The organism is Bacillus cereus group sp. BfR-BA-01430 (genome assembly GCF_022663115.1).
GTDB lineage: Bacteria > Bacillota > Bacilli > Bacillales > Bacillaceae_G > Bacillus_A > Bacillus_A cereus_BD.
On sequence record NZ_JAKUEW010000003.1, the window covers coordinates 91502 to 113461 of the forward strand.

Consider the following 21960-nt stretch of genomic DNA (forward strand, 5'->3'; position numbering starts at 1 on the left):
GCACCTCCAACTGTTAGACGCGGTCTACAGTTGGGGTGCATTTCATGAACACTCTTAGCTTTTTTCATAATACTCACAAGTCTGACGTTTCAATAATTTATGTGGAATCACAATACATTTTGAACTTGATTCTGAATGCTCCACTTTATCGACTAATGCTTTTGCAGCTTCATAACCTAATTGATAAATGTTGACATCTACTGTTGTCAAAGGTGGACTCGCAATCTCGGATAACAACGCATTGTTAAAGCTCACTAACGAAACATCTTTCGGTACAGAAATCCCTTTTGCTGTAAGGGCACTTAATACACCGAGGCCAATTAGATCGTCTGTAGCCATAATTGCTGTTGGTGGTTCTTCTAATCCCATTAATTCTTCTACAGCTTGCTGACCACTTTCCCTTGAGAAATCTAAATGGAATATATATTCACTCGGTAACTGAATATCCGCTAACTTTAAAGCATCACTCATCCCAGCTAAGCGATCTTTTGTTACGAGTAAATCGGAGCCACCACCAATAAATGCAATTCGTTTATGTCCTAAAGAAATAAAATATTCTGCAACTTCTCTTGCAGCTGTATAGTTATCATTATCAACATATGTAATTTTGTCTTTTTTCTCATACGGTTTTCCGATTAAAACAAACGGGAAGTTTTGTTCATTTAAATATTGAATAATCCGGTCATTTTCACGTGAATATAGTAGGATAATGCCTCCTATTTGACGTCCTTGCACCATTTTGATGACTCCATTAAAAATCTCTTCTTCCGTCTCACCTGTTGACATATATAAAGCATACCCTTCAACATGAGCAAACGAACTAATCCCACGAATAACTTCTGGAAAAAACGGGTTTTGAAATGCTTTATTTGCAGAACTTGGCATAACAAGACCGATCGTTTTCGTCGTTTGATTGGCAAGGCTTCTTGCATTTAAATTCGGATGATATCCGAGCTCGCTCATAACTTTACGAACTCGCCGCTTCGTCTTTTCACTTATACTTGGATTATCAGCAATCACACGAGACACCGTTGATGGCGCAACATTCGCTTGTTTCGCTACATCTTTAATCGTAACTGTCATACAATCTCCTCCTCTCTTCTTATTCTTCATCTATTTTGATTTTGCAAATTTGTGGGTTATAGAAAAAAGAAAGTCCCATTTCTTTCGCGTTTTAATAAATTATATCAATGTAAACGAATATTCTCCCACTTCATGTATTGTAAAGGATATAGGCTTATTTTCCTATACTATAATATACTATTTTTCGCTACCATTTCATATAAGCTAATGACGAATAATTGTCACTTATAGCTAACTAAATCATATTTAAAGTTATCTTTGTAAACAATAACTCTGTCATACAATCTATTTTCCAACTGAAATAAAGCTAATATTGATTAGCCACTGTACAAAATAATTCATAAAACATATACAAAAAATAAATACGAATGAAAATATAAATTCTACTCCTATAAACAACGTTATACATAAAAAACAATCGTTTGTAATATATTGCTGTTTTATAAAAAATGAAAGGGGATTTTTCTCTATGTTGCAAGAAGCAATATATCATCGACCGAAAGACCATTATGCATACGCTTACAATAAACGTACACTTCATATTCAGCTCCGCACAAAAAAGGATGATGTAAATGAAGCCCTACTTGTTCATGGCGATCCTTATGAACGGAAAGATAAAAAGTGGATTACAACTCAAACTCCTATGAGAAAGACTGGATCTTGCGCTTTATTTGATTATTGGTTCGTTTCAGTCACACCAAAATTTAAACGTTTGCGATATGGATTCAAACTACACAATAACGATGAAACACTTATCTATACAGAGCGAGGCTTCTTCTCTGAAATTCCAGATCATGACGTTGGGAATTTCTTTTGCTTCCCTTTTATTCATGAAAAGGATGTCTTTACAGCACCATCATGGGTGAAGGATACAGTATGGTATCAAATTTTCCCAGAACGTTTTGCAAACGGAGATATTACACGGAATCCTGAGCATACTCTTCCGTGGGGGAGTACAGATCCAACACCAACAAACTTCTTCGGTGGAGATTTTACTGGCGTCATTGAACATCTTGATTATCTCGTGAAACTCGGTATTTCTGGTATATACTTTACTCCGATCTTTACAGCACATTCCAATCATAAATATGACACAATTGATTATATGGAAATTGATTCGCAATTTGGTACGAAAGAAATTTTTAAAAGGTTAATAAACGAGTGTCATAACCGAGGAATTAAAGTCATGCTTGATGCCGTTTTTAATCATAGCGGATACTTTTTCGATAAATTTCAAGATGTTATAAAGAAGGGTGCGTGTTCTCTATATAAAGACTGGTTTCATATCCATGAATTCCCGATTGTAACCGAGCCACGTCCGAACTATGGTACATTCGCATTTACACCGCAAATGCCAAAATTCAATACCGCTCATCCTGAAGTTAAAGAATATTTACTGGAAGTAGGACGCTATTGGGTAAAAGAATGTAACATTGACGGTTGGCGTCTTGATGTAGCAAATGAAATTGACCATGCATTTTGGCGAGAATTTCGTAGCGAAATCAAATCGATTAATCCCGAAGTCTACATTGTAGGTGAAATTTGGCACGATGCACTACCATGGCTGCAGGGCGATCAATTTGATGCCGTCATGAGTTATCCAGTTACAAATGCTCTTCTTTCTTATTTTGCATATGAAACAATAGCACCGAGTACATTTATGGAGCAAATTACAGTTTTTCTTCATTCCTATCCCATGAATGTAAATGAGGTAGCTTTTCACTTATTAGGTAGCCATGATACACCTAGAATTTTAACAATATGTGGCGGTAACAAAGGTAAGGTAAAACTTCTTTACGTATTCCATCTTTCGTTTATCGGCTCACCATGCATTTATTATGGTGATGAAATTGGGCTAGATGGCGGCATGGATCCCGGCTGCCGAAAATGCATGATTTGGGAAGAAGACAAGCAAGATAAAGCCTTATTTGAACATGTACAAACATTAATTTCATTACGAAAACAATATAAAGCATTTGGTGGTCATGGGACCTTTCAATTTATTGAGGCAAATGATAAGCAAGGTTATATCTCTTATACGAAGACATATAGAGAAGAAACGATTTTCTTTGTTTTAAATCCAACAACTCATGAAATTTCGGCTCCTATGCCGTTTCATATTTCTAGTAAAAAAATCATTAATTTATATACAAATGAAGAATTTGCAGCAGAAACAAATTCATTACAAGTTACACTTCCACCATATGGATTTTCCATTTTAAAATGGTCTACCTAAAAGGCTTTGTGCTTACGTACAAGATCTTTGTTTATTTTTTCAGAGAAGATATTTGCTAATATATACAAAAAACCGTCCACGCACAAATCGAGGGCGGTTTTCCACTATTATACTAGGGTTTCAACTGTATGAAATGATTGCTTCTTTGCACTAATAACACCGAAGATAGGCAAATCCGTTAGCATCACTTCTTCTTGCTGTTTCATAAATGATGACGTCAATTGTTTTATTTCGATTGAAACGTCATTCATACAAAGTACATTGGAATCGTTTCCTTGTTGATCAGAGAAAATAGCGTCAATTTTATATAACACAGCATTATGAAACAACATATCAATGCGATGATAAGCAGCAATGGCGACATCAATAACATGTTGCCAATCCCTCTGTCTGTCCATATTATGAGATACAAATCGTGCTTCTCCACCTAAATTTACAATCTCTTCTGCTGTCGCTTGTCCGCTTTCTCTATCAATATCTGTTACAATCACTTTAGCACCTTTTGCTGCCAATAAAAGAGCTGTACTGCGTCCAATACCAATCCCACCGCCAGTTACAACGATGACCTTTCCTGCAAGTTTCATTGTCATTACCCCTTCTAAAAGTCCTACCGTCCTTCAGTATACTCCTTTCCTAGATAAATCTGCAAGAAGGAACAGCCATTCCCTCGACAGCAACTTTAATCTAGTTTTCTTTTTCTGACTCATATAAGACACTAACGAAATATGTATAAAGGGAAACGTTAATCAGTGGAGATTTTCTTCATCCTGACGAATGATGAACTCTTACTAATCGGGCGCTCTAAAATAGCGAGATAAATGTAATTTGATTAAAAAATAAGGATGTACGAATGTTAGAAAAGCTAACGCTCATACATCCTTCATCTCTATAGAGAGAATCATATAGAAAAGTACTTCCTTATATTCACCCTATACTCGTCTTCCATTCTTTATTCTCTCTTAAACGAGACTCATTACTTTCGTCTTTGTAACTAAATCATGGAATCCACAATTATCTTGACGAAATAGCATCATATATACATTACATATTGCTGGGATTCCAAGAAATACTATGTTCGGTACTAACAATACAAAAAAACGTACCATTAGCATTTGTATCGTTAACGTTTCCTTTGTTAATGATATAAGTTTTATTCTAGTCATTTTTTTCCCAATGGTACAACCATTCCAAATAAAGGGAAGAAAAATAAAATAAATAGCCATTAATAGAAAAACAAGTGTAAGATCATATCGATAATCACCCAAGCTAACATTAAAACGATTAAAAATCGCACTGTAGTTTCCAGTTATGATAGCTACAATCACCCCGTATAAAACAGAGATTAGAAACATATCAATTATGGAAGCACCAATGCGATTCATTACCACCGCTGGGCGATGCATCTTTAACTTCATCTTATGTCGACTCCTTCGTATCCTTCTTTACTCGTTTCATCGTATCATTTCTAAAAAACATTGTAAACTAGCGTTTCTTTCTCATTTCTTGTACAATGTGTTACAACAGCATTGTAAGGAGGTACTCATATTGAGACGATGGATCATTCTATTTGTCACTATATTACTCACAGGTTGTACAGGAAGCGGAAATCATCCAACTTATACTATTAATGAGGAATATGAACTTATTAATACTTCCGGGAATGCATTTGAACTTTTCCCAACACAAGATGCTGTATATGCGACACAATATATCCCCGCAAACATAACAGAAATTGCTTGGGATGATAGATATATTACCGCAAAACAAATTGAGGAAACATCAGATCCACATAATCCTGAGGCAACATTAACGAATAAACAAAACGAGTATTATTGGATTATTGATATCAAACAAAATAAACGCTTTGGACCGTATAATGAAAAACAATTTCAAGAACAAAAAGATGCTTTTAAAATTAAAAAACAGTTTCAAAAAGTAGATACGTACGTAAAAGAAATAGAAAAACAATCAGCCGAAACAGAAAGCTGATTGTTTTTTATATTCATGATATTTCATTTAGATAGCGCAATGTTGAACGTTCTTGGTTCTGAAATCGTTTCATGCGTATCCTTACTTGCGAGAACATCTGTTGTAAATGAAATGTTTGTAACATCTGTTTTTCCATCTTCAAGTATCAGCCCAATCATACCATCCCTCGTTTCACCTGGGTTATACTCCTCTCTTGATACACTTTCTGTGCCAGCGATTGTATTCTCTTCATATAAGAAATTCTGCTTTGTTACATTGAATTGCTGTGTTTCATTAATCATAACATCATTTATAGCGGAAAACTGCATGGCTTTATCTCCACTGTTTTCTACTTTATATGAAATTTCAACATAACGTATCGTGTCCTTAATTTCTTGACCACTTAAAGAAGCATATAATTCAGCATCTTCTTGACTCACTTTATCTCCAAGTCTGCGCTGCACTTCCTCTGGGCTTAAAGCTGTATAAACTTTCAATGTGTCCTTTGCCTCTTTACTCATTTGTGATAGCTCAATAACTTTCACATCTTGTACATGAATTTTCACTGGGGCTACTTCGAATGTTTGATTTACGTGTTTCAATTTTTGTAATTTAAATGTTCCCCATCCTTTTTCTTTTACAGCTTGTCCAACTTTTTTCAATTCTCTCCCACCATATTCAGCCGTCACTGGAATTGCTTCTACCTTCTTCTTCTTCGGTTCTTTCTTTTCTTCCTTTTGAAAACAACCACTTAATATCAAGAGACAACTACATAAAATACAAATACTTTTCCATACTTTCATAATTCTATTACTCCTAACACTTTCATTCATTTAACAAAATACTGCTTTCATTTTATATAGAACGGAAACAGTGAAAATCCCGTAAACAACACTTGTAAACCTGGATACTATTATACTCTCTATTTGTAAAATATGAAAATAGAAGTCTACTTTAGCGCCATGCGGCATGAAACAAAATAAGAGAACATCTCCTTTTTTCATAACCAACGCATGAATTTATATGTATAACACGCACACTTTATCCCGCCATTTCAGGGCAGTAACAGCCCGATTGGCAAGGTTTCATAATCAATAAGGGATGAAGCCCTCCCACTGATTAAAGTTTCACTTTATCATAACGACTTCCTTCATTTCTATGCAATACTTATTTTCACATTGGCATATCTACACATTCAATGATAGACTTTTTATCATCAGGAATAAAGAGGAAGGAGGAATATTTTTGTCTATAACACTCGTCTTTTTTCTGATTCTCATACCGCTTTTCATAAGTACATATCTCTGTTTTTTCTTTTGGAAGCATTTAAAAATAATAAAATATATTCCCGCACTAGTTGGTCTTTTTTCTACAGTGTTAATTTTCCTTTTAAAGAGACATACATATGGATGGGAAGGATTAGGATTTGGAGTTTTACAATGTATTCTTTTCCTTGCAAGCTGTCTTACCCTCGTATTCGCTTCTATACTAGAAACAAAATCTTCGATGAATTGAGGTTTATATATTGAATAAACATGGCCCTTTTCTAAAAAGCATCTCTTTATAAAAAGAGCAAATGCATAAATTCACGGTTTATCCTTATTGCTTACTTGCTATTTAGACATTACCATCGCTTCATTTTCATCCAAATGTAACATTAAGAAGAAACCGAGCACTATCAAATAACAAAACTCTTGTTCGAAAATCGCGAGCGATTATTCCATCATTTATTTCAATCATAAAAAAGAAGCGGTCACTGCCGCTTCTTTTTTATAATGCTTCTATAAATAATGCTACTCCAATACCGCCGCCAACACAAAGGGAAGCAATTCCCTTTTCAAGACCCCGTCTTTTTAATTCATGAATTAAGCTTACCGTAATGCGTGCTCCTGTGCATCCAATTGGATGACCAAGACCCACGCCACTACCATTCACATTTACTTTTTCACGATTTAAACCGAGTTCCTTTTCGACCGCCAAATATTGAGCCGCAAAAGCTTCATTAATTTCCAGTAAGTCGGCATCTTCCAACGACCAATTCACTTTTTCTAATCCTTTACGAATTGCTGGCGCTGGGCCAATTCCCATAATTTTAGGATCTACTCCGGCTACTGAATACCCTACAACCTTCGCTAATGGTTGCAAACCTTTTTCCTTCGCTTTCTCTTCACTCATTAGTACTAAAGCAGCACTACCATCATTAATACCTGATGCATTTCCAGCCGTTACAGAACCGTCTTTACGAAATGCCGGTTTTAAATTGGCCAACTTTTCCGCTGTAATGTCAGCACGCGGATGTTCATCTTTCGAAAACACAACTTCTTTTCTTCGTTCTTTTATTGTGAGTGGCACAATTTGGTTATCAAAATAACCAGATTCAATAGCTTGAAGGGCTAGCTGATGACTACGAAGCGCAATTTCATCTTGTTCTTCTCTTGTAATATTATATTGTTCAACTAAATTTTCTGCCGTTTCACCCATCATCATATGATGAAGAGGATCTTCTAAAACTTCCCACACCGTATCACGAATTTCGCCGTGCTGAAGACGCTGTCCCCAGCGGTGCTGTTTTAACGCATAGGGGCTAGAGCTCATCGCCTCTACTCCGCCTGCAACGACCACATCACTAATACCTAACTGAATTTGCATTGCTGCAGACATAATCGCTTGCATGCCTGAAGAACATTGACGCTGAATCGTATAACCTGTAACTGTTTCTGGAAATCCTGCTGCTAATGCAGCTGTTCGCGCTGTATTTGCCTCATCCGTTCGTTGAATGCAGTGCCCTAAAATGACTTCGTCCACTTCATGAGACTCTACTCCGCTTCGTTTTACAGCTTCTTGAAGCACAGGAACCGCTAATTCTACTGGTGTTACATTTTTTAGCGCTCCTCCGAAAGTTCCGATTGGTGAACGAACTGCTGCTGTAATCACAACATTCTGCATCTTATACTTACCCCTCTCTTATGGATCCTAATCAATTTTTAGATGGAATAACATAAGATGCCTATCTATATGAATTATACTATAATCACCTACAAAAAAACAAAATATTTAATATAATTAAAATAAACAAAATATTAAACTTCTATTCTGTTAGTGCATAGAAAAACTTTTGTAATATTTTTTCCGTTATCTTATTTAAATTGGGCAATTTCTGAATAGAGAAGTATGCAATACTCGATCCTTCTTTATCTAATTCTATTTTTGTACTAACATGATGAGCTTGATACAGATGAATAACATGATAAATCTCATCCCCGCTTGGATAGCGATAATAAAGATCCTTTCCAGACAGAACACCAAGAAATTGTAATATCTTTGCTTCTAATCCAGTCTTTTCAAATAGTTCTCGCCGAGCCGTTTCTTCTGTCGTTTCTCCAAGTTCCATTGCGCCCCCTGGCACTCCCCAATCATATGTATCAGAACGATATTGCAGGAATACTTCTTGCTTTTCATTTAAAATAATGACGGCTGATCCGACAAGAATTAACGGCCTCGTACCAACTGACTTCCGTAACTCTTCAATATACCCCATTATAAAAACTCTCCTTTCTTATCATAACAAACCTCGTATTATTTTTTCCTATTTTAAACAAAGAATACTGTAAGTATGACAATTTATCTTCTCAAAAATTGATCCATCAAAAAGGGAAGCATCCGCTTCCCTTTCTTTTCATTATTTTTGAAAACTTTCATATTTTACTGCTTCAAATGCCTGTTCAATTTCTTCATTTCGGTAATGAACATATGTAAACCGTCCTAATTCTACTAATCTTGCAATTTCTTTCAGTGCCTTTTCATTTTCATATGCTTCTTGAATTGCAAAATGTACATAAAATTTCATAAGTGGATGTTCATATAAAGGCTCCCCTACCTCTACATATACGTTCTCTACCCCTTGAACAACTTTCACATAACTTGCAAACTGATAGACAGCTTCTCGGTCTGAAACAATTTTTAATGTATACATATATTTCCCCCCTTTTTTTTACTATATCAAAAAGAAATGCCACTCACTTCATTTAACTATGAATATTTCCTGAATTCTAATTACACTTATTTATCTGTAAAAAACAGCTGTTAATAAACAACTTTACAAAAATCTCTCTATAATAATCGTAATTTCTATTGACATAGTGCAACTAGTACACAAAAAAGCGAATCTTTGCATGTACCCATTTCATAAATATTTTCCCTAACTCACTTAAAATCTAAATAGATTGACAGTATTTTTTCAGTTGCTGTATAAATACGACAAGAGTGGGATAAAGGGAAGCTTTAATCGCTGGGAGCTTCATCCCTCACTGATTATGAGGCCTCACCAACCAGGCTACTGCAGGATAAAATTACTTCTTATAGTGATTCCATCTATACACATGCTGGCTTTCTGTCATACTGTATAGCACTACTTTGTTTTCTTTTGAGGTGTTTTCCCATGTCCCCGTATATAAACATATGCATCTGCATTACACCAGGATCTAATATTACAAATAATCGTATCGCAAAAGATATAGCCGTTGCCGAATTCATCTGGCATCCTATATCGTTTCGCATTCAAGATGTCCTTACATTAGACGATTCCTTCCGCTTTGATGATTATGAAATTAGCTATATTGCCTCTATTCAAGAACAACCAAAAGTTTCATCCTTTTTTCATACATGCACTTCACAAGTTCCAAATTGTGATATTTATATTTGCTATATTGGAAGCAACTACTTTCAAGAACAATCGGTCATTGCTTGTGCTTATTCTTTAGCAAAACAAAATCATCTTACCGGTTATATTATTTTGACAAATTCAGCTGCACCTATGCGGAACATTTATACACTCGCTCATGAAATCGGACATATTTTATTTACAAGACGCATTCATGGAAAACTTACCCATGCTGATCCTCATTCTCCCATTGGATCTGAACATCACCCTTCAGCAAGTAACCTTATGCATAAAATTGTTCCGCGACCAGATAAGGTTCCCCTCGATTCTCTCTTAACAAAAGAACAAAAACAGTTAGCTTTACAAAGCGTTTTATTGCATAAAGAAAAACAGTAACTCGAGAACGTTACTATTTAAAATAAACCGTTCCAATCTAAAAACCATATACATGTAGCACAGAAAAGAAATAAACAACTAAAGGCACATGTAATGAAACGAAATACAATCCGATAATATCGATTCGGGAATATTCGCTTACACATCCAAAGCAGCCCTTTCCCTATTCAGCCAAACCAAAAAAAAATATCCTGATGTATCTTCAAGCAAATTTCCAAAATACTCTTCATCTATTTTTTTAACGCTTTATCCGGAAGAATTCTCCTTCCTCAAGCGTGTGCAGGGCGATAACCCAACAGTAGGTGGGAGATGAATTTCGGTTTGGCATAGCCAAAAGATTTTTGATAAACTAGAAACATGAAGTTCTTTGATAACTTGATATATAAGGTTGCAGGAAGAAAACAAAGTGCGAAAACCAAGCCGTTCGGTTCCTGCGTAAAATATCAACCGTAAAAAAGAACGTCCAAGCGTTGGACATCTAGGGGTGGAATAACCCGAAGTAACGCTCAGGGAGACGAAAGGTTGCTTTCGTCGTGGAACTGAGAAGCCCCTACTTCAATTTAAGTGGCGGGTAGTTCACCAAAAGTAGTATATAGTCCTAAACTAGCTAATAGGAGAAAACAAATAGATATGATACAAACAAGAGCAATTGACAACCTCCTCTCTCCTTCATTTATGCGTTTATTTCTTTTCCTATCCTTTTTAAATCTATTTTCATTAATACAATTAAACTACCATATAAAAAGATTGGTTCTAAAGCACTCAAATTCGTATCTTTCACCGCTGTACATTGAAATATAAACATAACGGTAAACAACACAACCACTTGAAGCAATCCCATCCAACTTGCTAAACGCATATTAATAATCGCCAATATGAATAGGAGTAATCCTCCTAATATATAACTTTGCAACGAGGATAAATAAAAAAGCGGTGGCTCATACCATTTGTTAAGTAGCATAATAAAAACAATCAAACCTATCGGTAAAAGTGTGATACCTATAAATAATATCGAAAATTCTTTTAATTTACTTTTAAGAAATGCAGACTTACGAAAGGCAATAATTCCCAAAGGAATACTAATAGTCAATACAATTGGATAACCAATGAAACTAAGAAGTGTTATAGATACTGGCTCGTTCACACTATGAAATAAAAGATCTGGAATCGACCAGTACGCAAATACACCTATTATAAGTGCGATTAATAGCTTCCTATTTTCTTTTGTATCTCGTTCCATTTCTTTCGCCAATTCATCCGCATACTCTTTTGGTGAATCTCCAAATATATCCTTAACAGTCTTCCCTTCCTTTTCTCCCTCTATTAAATGAAGTTCAGCATCTTCTAAAAATGTGTTGATCTCTTCTTCTTTAATTCCTTTTGTCAATAAATATACCTTTGTATCTGTTAAAAACTTTTCTCCTTCTTTAGAAACCTGTATCATCATCTTCTCCCCTTTCCTTGTAATAAACGCTCCACGCTACTACGCATCGCTTCCCAGCGCTCCATAAATTCATCGAGTGCATCTTCCCCTTTTTCTGTTAATGTATAATATTTTCGCTTTGGACCAGATGGCGATTCTTTCATTGTACTTGTAATGAAACCTTCTTTTTTCATTCGGATTAATAGCGGATAAATACTGCCTTCACTCGCCATGGTGAAACCATACTTCGCTAGCTTTTCACTCATTTCATATCCGTATATCTCTCCCTCAGAAATGATAGCAAGGAGACACCCTTCTAAAATTCCCTTTAGCATTTGACTTGTCGACATCATTCAAATCCTCCCTCTATCTTGTATAACAAGATAGATACGCATAAGTATCTTGCTTTACAAAATAGTATAGCAAAGACTATTTTGTAAAACAATATAGCTAACTGTTTTTCTCCAAATGTTTGCAGGATTTTCATTCTATACTCTCTAAATAATGCAAGTAAGACAAATCTTATCTCATATAAAGGAGTGTATTTCATCATGATTACAAACCAAGTTATTTTTCTAACAGGTGCTGCGAGTGGTATTGGGTATGAAATGGCTGCTGCCTTTGCAAAAGAAGGAGCAAAAGTTGTCGTGAGCGATCGCCTTGAAGAGCGCGCTAAAAGTGCGGCTGAACAGTTACAAAAGATGGGCCATACAGCAATTGGATTAAAATGTGACGTGACATCTGAGCAAGAAATCGAGGAAGCCATTGCTAAAACAGTAGCAGAATTTGGTTCGTTACATGTCCTAATCAATAACGCTGGTATGCAACATGTTTCCCCCATTGATGAATTTCCAACTGATACGTTCGAGCTTCTTATTAAAATTATGCAGATTGCACCGTTTATCGCAATAAAACATACCTTTCCTATTATGAAAAAACAACAATATGGACGCATTATTAATATTGCCTCGGTTAATGGACTCGTTGGATTTGCTGGAAAAGCTGCTTATAATAGTGCCAAACACGGTGTAATTGGATTAACAAAAGTAGCTGCGTTAGAAGGGGCAACGCATGGAATTACAGCAAATGCTCTTTGTCCAGGATACGTTGATACTCCTCTTGTTCGCAATCAACTCCAAGACTTAGCTCATACGAGAAATGTACCACTTGAACGCGTATTAGAAGATGTTATTTATCCTCTTGTGCCGCAAAAACGATTACTGGAAGTACAAGAGATTGCTAACTATGCTTTATTTTTAGCCAGTGAACAAGCAAAAGGAATAACTGGACAAGCCGTTGTGATTGATGGAGGCTATACAGCCCAATAATTTTTCTGAAAAGAGCCCGCCCTAAAAGATTTTTTTTAGGCGGGCTCTTTCTTATTTCGGTTCGTAAGGTGCTTCATATCCTTTCATTTGCTGCGGGAGTTTCTCGATTGCGACAATGACACCATCCAACTTATTTTCAATGCGGTGTAGTAAATATAATGTCACAACAATCGGAAACCCTACGTTGCCAATCATCGATATCCATTCTTCCACCTTTTTTCCCCCTTTCTCTTATATACATAAGTATGTACAAGAAATAGGGGCATAGAAATAACAAACTCCCTTGCACAAGGTTACTTTTCAAATAAAGAAGCAATTTCTTTTGTATAATCTCCCTGTAAAATCCCTTTCTCGGTAATGATTCCTGAAATGAATTCATGAGGTGTTATATCAAATGCTGGATTATATATATGAATTCCAGCCGGGGCAATTTGTTGTCCGTTTATCTTTGTTACTTCTGTCTCATCCCGCTCTTCGATTATGATTTCATTCCCTGTTTTCTTTTTCATATCAAATGTAGACAAAGGAGCAGCAACATAAAAAGGAACTTGATAATGTTTTGCTAATATAGCTAAATTTAAAGTCCCTACTTTATTTGCAGTATCTCCATTTGCCACAATTCGATCCGCTCCTACAATAATAGCAGAGATGTTCTTTGTTTGAATTGTATGGGCAGCCATATTATCTGTAATAAGCGTTACATCAATACCAGCTTCTTTCAACTCCCATGCGGTCAAGCGTGCCCCTTGTAAAACAGGTCTTGTTTCACAAGCATAAGCATGTAAATGAATTCCTTTTTCTTTTCCGATATAAAATGGTGCTAATGCCGTGCCATAACGAGCAGTCGCAATACTACCTGCATTACAAATTGTTAAAATACGGTCGCCGTCTCGGAAACATGTTAACGCATGTTCTCCAATACTCCGGCACACTTGTTCATCTTCTTGTTGAATTTGTAGCGCTTCCTCTTCTAATATTTTTCGTGCTGTCTTTATCGTGGATACTTCTTCAATCGCAGCTCTCATACGGTCGATAGCCCAAAATAAATTAACCGCTGTCGGGCGCGAAGTCCCTAAATAATTACAGTCTCGATTGAAATTTGCTTTGAATTCCACTATATTTATAGCTTCATATTTTTGAGCAGCTAAAGCTAATCCAAAAGCAGCTATAATACCAAGCGCTGGCGCACCTCTCACCTCTAGCATAACAATACTTTTCCAAACATCTTCAATACTTGTTAATGTTTTATATTCCGTAACATGCGGTAACTTCGTTTGATTCAAAATAGCAATAGAATCACCTTTCCAACTTATCGCTCTTGGAACTGCAACGGTTGTATTCACACTCTTATTCCTCCTTCAGAAACAATATGTTGAAATAACGTTTTGAATACTTGAATATCTGCACCCTTTGGTTGATGTAATAATAGACTTCTACCCAAATATAGAGCTTGTTTTTTTACTTGTATTCTTCTATCCTTGTCAACAATTCCATCTAAATCTACTACATGTGCCAAGCCTACCGTTCTACGTATAACTTCACAACCAGCAAATCCAACCGCATCACGAAAAATATGTTGCAGAACAATCGGAAGCCATTGCTTTTCCTTCGTATACGTTTCAACGCCTTCCAATATCCAAAGTTTTGTAAATGTATCTACGAAATAGCCCCATGTTTTTTTAATATGAAAAAATATAATTTCTCGTTTCTCTTCTCTTGATAAGGCATTTAATAATAAATTTGCTATAAACTGTCCTAAATCGAATCCAAGCGGGCCGAAAGTTGCAAACTCAGGATCAATGATTTTCGTTTCTTGTGAAGAAGCAAAAATGCTTCCTGTATGTAAATCCCCGTGAATTAAAGCTTCCTTTCTCGTTAAAAATTTATATTTATATTGCGCAACTTGCAGTTTTAAATTTTTATCACACCAAAGCTCTTCTATAACAGACCGAAGTTCCGTCTCATAGTCGTTTGTCTCGTAATTTCCAAACGGATCTGTAAAAACGAGATCTTCTGTAATTTTACAAAGATCAGGGTTTATAAATTTTCCATCTAACACTCTTTTTTCTTCGGCATTCAGTCCAAAATCCGAAGTATAAAATAGCACTTTCCCTAAAAAACGACCTACATGCTCAGACAATAATGGATACTCTTCTCCTTCGATGAACCCTTTACGTGCAATTGTCAAAGATGATAAATCTTCCATCACTATTACAGCCAATTCTTTGTCATGTCCGTATACTTTTGGAACAAATTCTGGCACATACTTAGCAAAAATTTGTAATGCCGAACTTTCAATGGTTGCCCTATTAAGCGAAAGCGGCCAACTTTCACCAACTACTTTTGCATATGGAAGTGCTTGCTTTACAATGATTCCTTGCTCCCCATCATGAAGATGGAATACATAATTTAAGTTCCCATCCCCTATTTCTCGGCAAACGATTGTTGCTTCTTTTTCAAAATATCCCTGCTCTTTGACATATTGTACTGCTGTTTCTTCCGTTAATGTATAATATCCCACTGTCTCATCCTCCTTTTTAATTCAGAGGTTTCCTCAACATAAGAAAAACCTCTTTCCATGAAGAAAGAGGTTTGAAGTGTATCTTCTCCCCTCTTATCTGCCAGAAAATTCATTTTCTGCTGGAATTAGCACCGTGCCTTTTTGGCGCATAAGCGCCCCATTTCACAATGGTATTACGGTCGGTTGCTGGGTTTCATAGGGCCAAATCCCTCCACCTGCTCTTGATAAGAGTTGTACGACTTATTCGAATTTTTAACTTTCTGATGAAGACTATAACAAGAATAAAAATCATTTGTCAATCTTTTTATTTATACAATTCCAAACGGCGATCCATAAAGACGGGAATTCCTTTTCGGACCTCTTCTATCTTTTCTAGCTCTATATGTCCATAAAGAATGATTTCTCCTTCTTGTGCCTCCGCGACAATTTTCCCCCATGGGTCAATAATAAGCGAGTGACCGCCAAACACGTTATTTGAATCTTTTCCTACTCGATTACACGCTACGACATAACATTGATTTTCAATTGCTCTCGCTTGCAGTAATAAACGCCAATGCTCAATGCGAACAAGCGGCCATTCTGCTACTACAAATACGATTTTTGCTCCTTTAGCAGTATGTACGCGTATCCATTCTGGAAAACGAATATCATAGCAAATAACCCCTCCGCACTGAACTTCATCTAAAGTAAATTCTCCTGTTTCATGTCCTGCTATTAAATACTTATGTTCGTTCATTAATTGAAACAAGTGCACTTTGCTATATTCATGTTGTACGTTTCCTTGGCGATTTATAATATACATCGTATTTGTAACACCTTTCTCTGTCTGCTTTGCAACAGAACCGCCGACAATGTTCACGCTAAATTCTTTTGCCCATTTTGAAAGCACTTCTTTTGTTTGTTTTCCGTCCTTATCCGAAATTTCAGGAAGTCGCTTCAAATCATATCCTGTTGTCCAAAGTTCAGGCAATACAATTACATCTGGTTTCTCTTTCATTGCCTCTTCTATTTTTTTCTCTGCGTGCTCTACATTTAAAGTTACATCACCAAAAACAATATCCATTTGAATACATGCGACTTTCATTTTTTCAGCCCCATTCTTTATTTTTCTCTTTACAAAATCTTGGAAAGATTATATCATTTGTCACTAGAATTGTAACAACTTTCAAAAGAGGTGGAAAGTATGAAAGATTTTCAACCTTCCAAGCTTATGACATCACTTCCAACACAATTTTTCGCTTCACTTGTCGCAAAAGTCAATAAAGTAATAGAAGCTGGACATGATGTCATCAACTTAGGGCAAGGGAATCCCGATCAACCAACACCGCCGCATATCGTAAAATCTTTACAACATGCAGCAGAAAAGGGGCTTCATCATAAATATCCACCATTTCGTGGACATAACAGCTTAAAAGAGGCTATTGCAATATTTTATGAACGTGAATACGGGGTAAAAATAAATCCAAAAACAGAAGTTGCGATTTTATTTGGTGGAAAAGCGGGATTAGTAGAATTGCCACTTTGTTTTACAAATCCTGGTGAAACAATTCTTGTTCCTGATCCTGGATATCCTGACTATTTATCTGGTATTGCTTTAGCGAAGGCAAAGCTTGAAACAATGCCACTATTAGCAGAGAATCATTTTTTACCGGATTACATGAAAATAAGCGAAGATACTGTCAAGCAGGCAAAATTAATGTTTTTAAATTATCCAAACAATCCAACTGGTGCGATCGCTTCAAAAGAATTTTTTGAAGAAACAGTCCGTTTTGCAAATGAACATAACATTTTAGTTGTGCATGATTTTGCTTATGGCGCTATCGGTTTTGATGCAAAAAAACCGATCAGTTTTCTACAGGCTAACGGTGCTAAAAATACAGGCATTGAAATTTATACATTATCAAAAACATTTAATATGGCTGGTTGGCGCATCGCGTTTGCAGTTGGGAATGAAAGTGTCATCGAAACGATTAATCTACTGCAAGATCATATGTATGTTAGTCTTTTCGGCGCTATTCAGGAAGCTGCTTGCGAAGCATTATTAAGTTCGCAAACTTGTGTAACCGAATTAGTGAACCGCTATGAATCTAGGAGGAATGCTCTTATTTCGGCATGTCATTCCATCGGCTGGAATGTTAAGGCTCCAAAAGGGTCCTTCTTTGCTTGGTTACCAGTTCCAAATGGTTATCATTCTGAACAATTTGCCGATCTATTATTAAATCAAGCGCACGTTGCAGTTGCTCCGGGCATTGGTTTTGGAAAACATGGTGAAGGCTATGTAAGAATTGGTCTCTTACATAGTGAAGAACGATTGCAAGAAGCTATTCACCGAATTGGTAAATTAAAAATTTTCAAAAAACCATTGACAACTTAAGTTATCTCTGTCAAAATTCAGATATCAAAAAAAATTAAAATATTTCCAAATACTTCTTATCAAGAGCTGGTGGAGGGACGAGCCCGACGAAGCCCGGCAACCGATCTACAAATGTAGACACGGTGCTAATTCTCGCAGCGTTACGCTGACAGATAAGGAGCTGGTTGTAAAAAAACCTCTCCTTAGCTGAGAGGTTTTTTTATTTAACTAGGAGGTTATGAAAATGAGCGGAATAATTGCAACATATTTAATTCATGATGATTCTCACAACTTAACAAAAACAGCAGAGCAAATCGCTCTTGGCTTAACGATTGGTTCATGGACACATTTACCCCAGTTATTACAAAAACAATTAAAACAACATAAAGGCAATGTTGTTCATGTAGAAGAACTCCCACAACAAGAAGATGTAAACAACTATCTTGGCAAAAAAGTAACAAAAGGTATAATCAAAATTCATTATCCATCGTTAAATTTCAGTCCCGATTTACCAGCAATTTTAACGACAACGTTTGGAAAATTATCATTAGATGGGGAAATTAAACTTATTGATCTCACGTTCTCAGATGATTTGAAAAGACAGTTCTCTGGACCAAAATTTGGAATTGAGGGTGTGAGAAAGAGGTTACATGTTCATAATCGTCCACTTTTAATGAGCATTTTTAAAGGAATGATTGGGCGAAATATTGGATATTTGAAGACGCAGCTTCGTGATCAAGCAATTGGCGGAGTGGATATCGTAAAAGATGATGAAATTTTATTCGAAAATGCATTAACACCACTTGAAAAACGAGTTCGTTCTGGAAAAGAAGTATTGCAATCTGTTTATGAAACATATGGTCATAGAACTTTATATGCAGTAAATATAACCGGTCGTACTTATGATGTAAAAGAAAGGGCAAAACGGGCAGTAAATGCTGGTGCTGATCTTCTGCTGTTTAATGCGTTTGCATATGGATTAGATGTACTACAAGCACTAGCGGAAGATCAAGATATCAATGTTCCTATCATGGCTCACCCTGCTGTTAGCGGTGCTTATACATCATCAAAATTATACGGCTTTTCCCATTCCCTATTACTTGGAAAATTGCTTCGTTATGCTGGTGCAGACTTTTCTTTATTCCCATCGCCATATGGAAATGTTGCGTTAGAAAAAGAAGATGCCCTTCAAATTGCAGAAACATTAACAATAGCAGATTCTCATTTAAAAAGAAGTTTCCCTGTTCCATCAGCTGGCATTCACCCTGGATTTGTTCCATTTACCCTTCGTGACTTTGGAAATGATGTTGTCATTAACGCTGGTGGTGGTATCCATGGTCATCCCAATGGTGCCCAAGGCGGAGGAAAAGCATTGCGTGCAGCAATTGATGCAACTTTGCAAGGAACACCATTACATGAAGTAGATGATGCTGATTTACATACCGCACTACAATTATGGGGAAACCCATCGCGTGAGGTGAAAATATGAGCATTCAAATTTTCTGCGACTTTGATGGCACAATTACAAATAACGACAATATCATTTCTATTATGGAATATTTCGCGCCACCAAAGGCTGAGGAAATAAAGAAACAGATATTAGCTCAAGATCTTTCGATTCAAGAAGGTGTGTCGCAACTTTTTCATTTATTACCGACCAATCTCCATGACAATATCATTTCATTTTTAAAAAACAAGGCAAGTATACGTAGTGGTTTTCAGGAATTTGTACAGTTTATAAATAAAAATGATCTTTCTTTCTATGTCATTTCAGGAGGAATGGATTTCTTTGTGCATCCCCTTTTAGATGGGCTTGTTCCAAAAGAAAAGATTTATTGTAATGAAGCTGACTTTTCAAAAGAATACATTGAAATAAAATGGCCATATCCTTGTGATAAACATTGTAACCATCATTGTGGCCTTTGTAAATCCACGCTGATTCGAAAACTTAGCTCTCAACAAGATTTTCGCATTGTCATTGGTGATTCTATTACAGATTTGCAAGCAGCTAAGCAAGCTGATAAAGTATTCGCACGTGATTTTCTCATTACAAAGTGCAAAGAATATCATATTCCTTATACACCATTTCATACGTTTTCTGATATTCAAAACGAGTTGCAGCACTTGTTGGAGGTAAAACTATGAAACAACTTTTTCGTAAATGGCATACGTTAAGTGAATTAAAAAAAGAATTAACAAATCGAAATTGGTTCCCAGCAACAAGTGGTAATATCTCTATCAAGGTAAGTCATGAACCGCTTACCTTTCTTATTTCAGCTAGCGGAAAAGATAAAACAAAAACAACGCCAGATGACTTTTTATTAGTGGATCATCAAGGAAATCCCGTATTGGAGACGGAATTACGCCCTTCCGCTGAAACCATTTTACATACACATATTTATAACCATACAAATGCTGGCTGTGTTCTACATGTTCATACAACCGATAATAATGTGATTACAAACCTATACGATAAAGAAGTAATGATTCGAAATCAAGAAATTATAAAAGCGCTTAATATTTGGGAAGAAGGGGCAACCATTCGTATTCCAATTATTGAAAACTATGCACACATTCCGCTTCTAGGCGAAGCATTCAAAAAACACATTCAATCAGATTGCGGCGCTGTCTTAATTCGAAATCATGGCATTACAGTATGGGGAAAAGATAGCTTTGATACAAAGAAAAGGCTAGAAGCATATGAATTTTTATTCCAGTTTCATATAAAATTATTAACCATTCAAGGAGGCGTTTCTAGTGGCGCAAATTCGTATTCATGAAATAAATACTCGCATTGAAAATGAAAAAGAGGTACAGCTGTTTTTACAAAAAGAAGATGTACTATATGAGAAATGGAACATTTCTAAATTACCTACGTATTTACAGAATAACTATGCTTTAACTGATGAAAATAAGGAAGAAATTTTAACTTTATTTTCCAACGAAATAGCAGATGTTTCACAGCGTCGCGGTTATAAAGCTCATGATATCATTTCTCTTTCAAGTGCAACACCTAATCTTGATGAGTTGCTCATTAACTTTAAACAAGAGCACCATCATACTGACGATGAAGTTCGCTTCATTGTCAGCGGCCATGGTATTTTTGCTATTCAAGGCAAAGACGGTCGTTTTTTTGATGTTGAACTTGAGCCAGGCGATCTTATTTCTGTACCTGAAAATGTAAGACATTATTTTACTTTACAGGATGATCGCCAAGTTGTAGCCATTCGTATTTTTGTTACAACTGCAGGCTGGGTTCCTATTTATTAAGGTAGATAGTTGAATAAAAGGAAGTGGATCCCCTTTTCCCACCTTTTATTCACTCTACATATATACATCCTCCTATGGATCAGGTTTATTACCACTCATGTAATAAACCTGTTTTTTTATTTTATCAAGTATCTTTATCAATATTTTTTGAACATTTTTTGAACCTTTTCTGAAAATTCTGTTTAAATTGTGATATAATACCAATAATAGAACTGGAAAGAAAAATATAGATTGAGGGGGAAAATCATGAACTTAATTATGGCACTTATAATTGGAGTTACATGTGGGGCTATTCCTGCCATTCTCGGAGCTATTATGGAGGAATTAGAAATCGGAATGTTAGGTTTTGTCGCATCTTCTGTAAGCGCTTTATTGTTCGGTTTATACGGGGCTATTCCTGTATCTATTCTTTTTGCCTTCTACATTGTACGTCATGCTCGTGTCAAACAATTTGATCCTAATCATGTCGCACAAATTATTCCTTTTCCAATTGAGCGCTCGCGTCGTGCTTCTAATTTATAGTCCATTCCTCATCCCATTACTTATCCTAATTTATCCTTCATATGATAAAATCCCCCACCTACCTCTACACGAGACTCTGGTGGGGGATTTTTTATAGAGATACTTCCTCTCGCTCAACAAAGAAAGGGCACCGATACACATATAATAAAAAAGATAGTAAGGACAGTTACCCCTTACTATCTTTTTTCCTAGCACTTATA

At 36.0% G+C, this 21960-nt stretch carries 22 protein-coding genes, 3 pseudogenes and 2 riboswitches; of the genes and pseudogenes, 12 read left to right on the plus strand and 13 right to left on the minus strand.

Annotated features, from left to right (window positions below):
* Positions 1-54: 54 nt before the first annotated feature.
* Entirely contained in the window at positions 55-1083 is a 1029-nt protein-coding gene (locus tag MR058_RS08700; RefSeq protein WP_242143592.1) for a LacI family DNA-binding transcriptional regulator, read from the minus strand.
* Between the two features lie 469 nt (positions 1084-1552).
* Here MR058_RS08700 and MR058_RS08705 point away from each other — a divergent pair, with 469 nt between their 5' ends.
* Positions 1553-3319: an alpha-glycosidase gene (locus MR058_RS08705; RefSeq protein WP_242143593.1), complete on the plus strand. Its 1767-nt coding sequence runs from the start codon at positions 1553-1555 to the stop codon at positions 3317-3319.
* A 107-nt stretch (positions 3320-3426) separates the two neighbouring features.
* Here the strand turns inward: MR058_RS08705 and MR058_RS08710 are convergent.
* Both MR058_RS08710 and MR058_RS08715 read right to left on the minus strand, forming a co-directional pair.
* Positions 3427-3933: pseudogene (locus MR058_RS08710) on the minus strand (SDR family NAD(P)-dependent oxidoreductase); the annotation flags it as partial.
* Positions 3934-4278: 345 nt separating this feature from the next.
* Positions 4279-4734 carry an RDD family protein gene (locus MR058_RS08715; protein WP_242143595.1) on the minus strand — a complete coding sequence of 152 codons (456 nt, stop codon included), beginning with the start codon at positions 4732-4734 and terminating at the stop codon, positions 4279-4281.
* Between the two features lie 130 nt (positions 4735-4864).
* Between MR058_RS08715 and MR058_RS08720 the strand changes: the two genes are divergently transcribed.
* Positions 4865-5308: a DUF3997 domain-containing protein gene (locus MR058_RS08720; protein ID WP_242143596.1), complete on the plus strand. Its 444-nt coding sequence runs from the start codon at positions 4865-4867 to the stop codon at positions 5306-5308.
* A 23-nt stretch (positions 5309-5331) separates the two neighbouring features.
* On the opposite strand, the gene MR058_RS08725 is transcribed toward MR058_RS08720, so the two are convergent.
* A complete protein-coding gene (locus MR058_RS08725) occupies positions 5332-6093 on the minus strand; it encodes a hypothetical protein (protein WP_242143787.1) in 762 nt (253 codons plus the stop codon).
* Between the two features lie 439 nt (positions 6094-6532).
* Between MR058_RS08725 and MR058_RS23465 the strand changes: the two genes are divergently transcribed.
* Together MR058_RS23465 and MR058_RS23850 are read left to right on the plus strand one after the other, a co-directional pair.
* Complete coding sequence (locus MR058_RS23465; RefSeq protein WP_313949166.1) at positions 6533-6802, plus strand: hypothetical protein; 270 nt, start codon at positions 6533-6535, stop codon at positions 6800-6802.
* A gap of 146 nt (positions 6803-6948) precedes the next feature.
* Positions 6949-7029: pseudogene (locus tag MR058_RS23850) on the plus strand (AAA family ATPase); the annotation flags it as partial.
* A gap of 28 nt (positions 7030-7057) precedes the next feature.
* Here the strand turns inward: MR058_RS23850 and MR058_RS08735 are convergent.
* The 3 genes from MR058_RS08735 to MR058_RS08745 all read right to left on the minus strand — a co-directional run bounded on the left by MR058_RS08735 (position 7058) and on the right by MR058_RS08745 (position 9260).
* Positions 7058-8233: an acetyl-CoA C-acetyltransferase gene (locus MR058_RS08735; protein ID WP_242143597.1), complete on the minus strand. Its 1176-nt coding sequence runs from the start codon at positions 8231-8233 to the stop codon at positions 7058-7060.
* A 142-nt stretch (positions 8234-8375) separates the two neighbouring features.
* The gene (locus MR058_RS08740) at positions 8376-8825 is read right to left on the minus strand and encodes an NUDIX hydrolase (protein WP_242143598.1); all 450 of its coding nucleotides are present in this window, start codon (positions 8823-8825) and stop codon (positions 8376-8378) included.
* Between the two features lie 141 nt (positions 8826-8966).
* The gene (locus MR058_RS08745) at positions 8967-9260 is read right to left on the minus strand and encodes a DUF3928 family protein (protein ID WP_242143599.1); all 294 of its coding nucleotides are present in this window, start codon (positions 9258-9260) and stop codon (positions 8967-8969) included.
* 465 nt (positions 9261-9725) lie between these two features.
* On the opposite strand from MR058_RS08745, the gene MR058_RS08750 reads away from it, so the two are divergent.
* On the plus strand, positions 9726-10343 hold the full coding sequence (locus tag MR058_RS08750; RefSeq protein WP_242143600.1) for an ImmA/IrrE family metallo-endopeptidase: 618 nt from the start codon (positions 9726-9728) through the stop codon (positions 10341-10343).
* A gap of 673 nt (positions 10344-11016) precedes the next feature.
* Here the strand turns inward: MR058_RS08750 and MR058_RS08755 are convergent.
* Both MR058_RS08755 and MR058_RS08760 read right to left on the minus strand, forming a co-directional pair.
* Complete coding sequence (locus tag MR058_RS08755; protein ID WP_242143788.1) at positions 11017-11784, minus strand: DUF1129 domain-containing protein; 768 nt, start codon at positions 11782-11784, stop codon at positions 11017-11019.
* A gap of 2 nt (positions 11785-11786) precedes the next feature.
* Entirely contained in the window at positions 11787-12116 is a 330-nt protein-coding gene (locus MR058_RS08760; RefSeq protein ID WP_242143601.1) for a PadR family transcriptional regulator, read from the minus strand.
* A gap of 201 nt (positions 12117-12317) precedes the next feature.
* Between MR058_RS08760 and MR058_RS08765 the strand changes: the two genes are divergently transcribed.
* Positions 12318-13094, plus strand: coding sequence for a 3-hydroxybutyrate dehydrogenase (locus MR058_RS08765; protein WP_242143602.1), 777 nt, complete (start codon positions 12318-12320; stop codon positions 13092-13094).
* A gap of 51 nt (positions 13095-13145) precedes the next feature.
* On the opposite strand, the gene MR058_RS08770 is transcribed toward MR058_RS08765, so the two are convergent.
* From MR058_RS08770 to MR058_RS08785, 4 genes and pseudogenes are all read right to left on the minus strand, one after another.
* Positions 13146-13307: a YvrJ family protein gene (locus MR058_RS08770; protein ID WP_012095188.1), complete on the minus strand. Its 162-nt coding sequence runs from the start codon at positions 13305-13307 to the stop codon at positions 13146-13148.
* An 80-nt stretch (positions 13308-13387) separates the two neighbouring features.
* Positions 13388-14437 carry an S-methyl-5-thioribose-1-phosphate isomerase gene (mtnA, locus tag MR058_RS08775; protein WP_242143603.1) on the minus strand — a complete coding sequence of 350 codons (1050 nt, stop codon included), beginning with the start codon at positions 14435-14437 and terminating at the stop codon, positions 13388-13390.
* On the minus strand, positions 14434-15615 hold the full coding sequence (gene mtnK, locus MR058_RS08780) for an S-methyl-5-thioribose kinase (protein ID WP_242143604.1): 1182 nt from the start codon (positions 15613-15615) through the stop codon (positions 14434-14436). Before mtnK ends, mtnA begins: the two co-directional genes overlap by 4 nt.
* A 90-nt stretch (positions 15616-15705) precedes the next feature.
* A riboswitch (SAM riboswitch) is annotated at positions 15706-15846 on the minus strand.
* A gap of 73 nt (positions 15847-15919) precedes the next feature.
* Positions 15920-16784, minus strand: a pseudogene (locus MR058_RS08785) (carbon-nitrogen family hydrolase).
* Between the two features lie 14 nt (positions 16785-16798).
* Between MR058_RS08785 and MR058_RS08790 the strand changes: the two are divergent.
* The 6 genes from MR058_RS08790 to MR058_RS08815 all read left to right on the plus strand — a co-directional run bounded on the left by MR058_RS08790 (position 16799) and on the right by MR058_RS08815 (position 21760).
* Positions 16799-17989, plus strand: coding sequence for a pyridoxal phosphate-dependent aminotransferase (locus MR058_RS08790; RefSeq protein ID WP_242143605.1), 1191 nt, complete (start codon positions 16799-16801; stop codon positions 17987-17989).
* A gap of 53 nt (positions 17990-18042) precedes the next feature.
* A riboswitch (SAM riboswitch) is annotated at positions 18043-18148 on the plus strand.
* A gap of 64 nt (positions 18149-18212) precedes the next feature.
* Positions 18213-19457 carry a 2,3-diketo-5-methylthiopentyl-1-phosphate enolase gene (mtnW, locus tag MR058_RS08795; protein ID WP_242143606.1) on the plus strand — a complete coding sequence of 415 codons (1245 nt, stop codon included), beginning with the start codon at positions 18213-18215 and terminating at the stop codon, positions 19455-19457.
* Entirely contained in the window at positions 19454-20113 is a 660-nt protein-coding gene (locus MR058_RS08800) for a 2-hydroxy-3-keto-5-methylthiopentenyl-1-phosphate phosphatase (RefSeq protein ID WP_242143607.1), read from the plus strand. The genes mtnW and MR058_RS08800 overlap by 4 nt, the downstream gene beginning before the upstream one ends.
* Entirely contained in the window at positions 20110-20748 is a 639-nt protein-coding gene (locus MR058_RS08805; RefSeq protein WP_242143608.1) for a methylthioribulose 1-phosphate dehydratase, read from the plus strand. Before MR058_RS08800 ends, MR058_RS08805 begins: the two co-directional genes overlap by 4 nt.
* Positions 20726-21238, plus strand: a complete 513-nt coding sequence (locus tag MR058_RS08810; RefSeq protein ID WP_242143609.1) for a 1,2-dihydroxy-3-keto-5-methylthiopentene dioxygenase — start codon at positions 20726-20728, stop codon at positions 21236-21238. Before MR058_RS08805 ends, MR058_RS08810 begins: the two co-directional genes overlap by 23 nt.
* A gap of 246 nt (positions 21239-21484) precedes the next feature.
* A complete protein-coding gene (locus tag MR058_RS08815) occupies positions 21485-21760 on the plus strand; it encodes a hypothetical protein (RefSeq protein ID WP_242143610.1) in 276 nt (91 codons plus the stop codon).
* Positions 21761-21960 lie beyond the last annotated feature (200 nt).

What these genes read in the sequence shown, in the direction of transcription:
- MR058_RS08700 (WP_242143592.1), bottom strand. Translation starts at nt 1,083, where the DNA reads ATGACAGTTACGATTAAAGATGTAGCGAAACAAGCGAATGTTGCGCCA.
- MR058_RS08705 (WP_242143593.1), top strand. Translation starts at nt 1,553, where the DNA reads ATGTTGCAAGAAGCAATATATCATCGACCGAAAGACCATTATGCATAC.
- MR058_RS08715 (WP_242143595.1), bottom strand. Translation starts at nt 4,734, where the DNA reads ATGAAGTTAAAGATGCATCGCCCAGCGGTGGTAATGAATCGCATTGGT.
- MR058_RS08735 (WP_242143597.1), bottom strand. Translation starts at nt 8,233, where the DNA reads ATGCAGAATGTTGTGATTACAGCAGCAGTTCGTTCACCAATCGGAACT.
- MR058_RS08740 (WP_242143598.1), bottom strand. Translation starts at nt 8,825, where the DNA reads ATGGGGTATATTGAAGAGTTACGGAAGTCAGTTGGTACGAGGCCGTTA.
- MR058_RS08745 (WP_242143599.1), bottom strand. Translation starts at nt 9,260, where the DNA reads ATGTATACATTAAAAATTGTTTCAGACCGAGAAGCTGTCTATCAGTTT.
- MR058_RS08750 (WP_242143600.1), top strand. Translation starts at nt 9,726, where the DNA reads ATGTCCCCGTATATAAACATATGCATCTGCATTACACCAGGATCTAAT.
- MR058_RS08760 (WP_242143601.1), bottom strand. Translation starts at nt 12,116, where the DNA reads ATGTCGACAAGTCAAATGCTAAAGGGAATTTTAGAAGGGTGTCTCCTT.
- MR058_RS08765 (WP_242143602.1), top strand. Translation starts at nt 12,318, where the DNA reads ATGATTACAAACCAAGTTATTTTTCTAACAGGTGCTGCGAGTGGTATT.
- MR058_RS08790 (WP_242143605.1), top strand. Translation starts at nt 16,799, where the DNA reads ATGAAAGATTTTCAACCTTCCAAGCTTATGACATCACTTCCAACACAA.
- mtnW (WP_242143606.1), top strand. Translation starts at nt 18,213, where the DNA reads ATGAGCGGAATAATTGCAACATATTTAATTCATGATGATTCTCACAAC.
- MR058_RS08800 (WP_242143607.1), top strand. Translation starts at nt 19,454, where the DNA reads ATGAGCATTCAAATTTTCTGCGACTTTGATGGCACAATTACAAATAAC.
- MR058_RS08805 (WP_242143608.1), top strand. Translation starts at nt 20,110, where the DNA reads ATGAAACAACTTTTTCGTAAATGGCATACGTTAAGTGAATTAAAAAAA.
- MR058_RS08815 (WP_242143610.1), top strand. Translation starts at nt 21,485, where the DNA reads ATGAACTTAATTATGGCACTTATAATTGGAGTTACATGTGGGGCTATT.